Genomic DNA, 2,025 nt, shown 5'->3' on the forward strand with positions numbered 1-2,025 from the left:
GGTCAAGGACATGCGCAACCGGTTTCTTGTCAGCCTGGTTTTCACGCTGCCGATCTTCGCCATGGAGCCGATGGGCCTGGGCGAGCCCTGGTTGCGCCCGCCTTTCGGGCTGAGCGAAGACGTGGCGATGTTTTTCCTCGCCAGCGCCGCCATCCTCTATCCTGTCTGGCCGTTCCTGGTTGCCGCCTGGCGGGCCCTGCGCAACGGCGTCCTCAACATGGCCGTGCTGGTGGTGCTGAGCGTCGGCACCGGCTATCTGTTCAGCGTCGGCGCGACCTTCTTCTTCGAGGGGCAGCAGTTCTATGAGGCTGCGAGCGTGCTGCTCGTGTTCATCCTGCTCGGCCACTGGCTGGAGATGCGCGCCCGCGCCGGGGCTTCGGCCGCAATCAGGGCCCTGCTCGACCTAGCCCCGCCCAAGGCCACCGTCTCGCGCGATGGCAAGGAGGTCGAGGTTGCGACCGCGGACGTCGTGCTCGGCGACATCGTGGTCCTGCGCCCGGCAACAAGCTTCCCGTTGACGGCGAGGTGATCGAGGGCGGGTCGACCATCGATGAATCGATGCTGACCGGCGAGTCGATGCCGGTGACCAAGAAGGTCGGCGACAAGGTGATCGGGGCGACGATCAATAAGAGCGGCACGCTGCGCTATCGCTCGACCAAGGTGGGCGCTGACACGGCCCTGGCCCAGATCGTCAAGCTGGTCCAGGAAGCCCAGAATTCGAAGGCGCCGGCGCAACTGCTCGCCGACCGTGCCTCGCAATGGCTGGTGCTCGCCGCGATCGTCATCGGGCTTGCGACCTTCGCCGTCTGGTTCTGGTGGCTCGGCCAGCCGCTGCTATTCGCGATGACCTTGACCATCACTGTCTTCGTCATTGCCTGTCCCGATGCGCTTGGCCTTGCCACGCCGATGGCCGTCATGGTCGGCACCGGCCTTGGCGCCGCAAACGGGATCCTGTTCAAGAATGCCGCCGCTCTCGAGGAGGCGACCAAGCTCAACGTGATCGTCTTCGACAAGACCGGCACGCTGACGATGGGCCAGCCCAAGGTCGTCGAAATCGTCCCCGCGGCCGGCGTTTCACCCGACGAGGTTCTGCAGGTCGCGGCTGCTGTAGACCAGGGGTCGGATCACCCGCTGGCCGTCGCCATCGTCGAGCGAGCCAAGGACCTTAAGCTTCCCAAGGTTTCAGGCTTTCTGAATATCGAAGGCAAGGGCGCCAGCGCCGCCGTCGGCGGCAGTCCGGTTTTCCTCGGCAACCGGCGCCTCATGGACGAGCAGAAGATCGATCTTCTGAGGCTCGGCGAGAGGGCCGAGACGCTCAAGGGCGAAGGCCGCACCGTCATTCACGTGGCGCGGTCCGGCAAGCTGCTCGGGCTGATCGCGATTGCCGACACGCCGCGCCCGACCGCCATCGCAACGATTGCCAAGTTGCATGAACAGGGTGTGCGCGTGGCGATGCTGACGGGCGACAATGCTGGAACCGCCAAGCGCATCGCGGACATGCTCGGCATCGACATCGTCCTGGCCGAAGTGCTGCCGGGGCAGAAGGCCGACAAGATCAAGGAACTGCAGGGACAGGGCCTGAAGGTCGGCATGGTCGGCGACGGCGTTAACGACGCGCCGGCACTGACGCAAGCCGATGTCGGGTTCGCCATCGGAGCGGGCACCGATGTCGCTATTGAAAGCGCCGACATCGTGCTGATGAAGAGTGATCCCTATGACGTGGTCGGTGCAATGACGCTTTCGCGCGCCACGCTGCGCAAGATGCACCAGAACCTGTGGTGGGCGGTCGGATATAATGTCATCGCCTTCCCGATCGCGGCAGGCATGTTCTATCCGTTCTTGCTAGGCCCCGAGATTGCGGCGCTAGCAATGTCGGGCAGCTCGGCGCTCGTGGCGGTCAACGCGCTGCTGCTCAAGCGAACCAGGCTCGAAGGCATTCGACCTGCCGCTGCATCAATAACCGAACGCGTCGCTCGTCAGCACCCGAGCGGCGCGCAGGCATAAGCGTATCGATGCAAGCTCGCC

At 64.7% G+C, this 2,025-nt stretch carries 1 protein-coding gene and 1 pseudogene; both read left to right on the forward strand.

What is annotated here, in order from left to right:
- A pseudogene (locus EOA85_RS39605) lies at positions 1 to 529 on the forward strand (ATPase P); the annotation flags it as partial.
- The gene (locus EOA85_RS33705; protein WP_245486276.1) at positions 526 to 2,004 is read left to right on the forward strand and encodes a heavy metal translocating P-type ATPase; all 1,479 of its coding nucleotides are present in this window, start codon (positions 526 to 528) and stop codon (positions 2,002 to 2,004) included. The pseudogene EOA85_RS39605 and the gene EOA85_RS33705, both read left to right, overlap by 4 nt.
- Positions 2,005 to 2,025: the final 21 nt, after the last annotated feature.

It is taken from the genome of Mesorhizobium sp. M5C.F.Ca.IN.020.29.1.1, from assembly GCF_003997375.1.
In the GTDB taxonomy this organism is placed as follows: domain Bacteria; phylum Pseudomonadota; class Alphaproteobacteria; order Rhizobiales; family Rhizobiaceae; genus Mesorhizobium; species Mesorhizobium wenxiniae.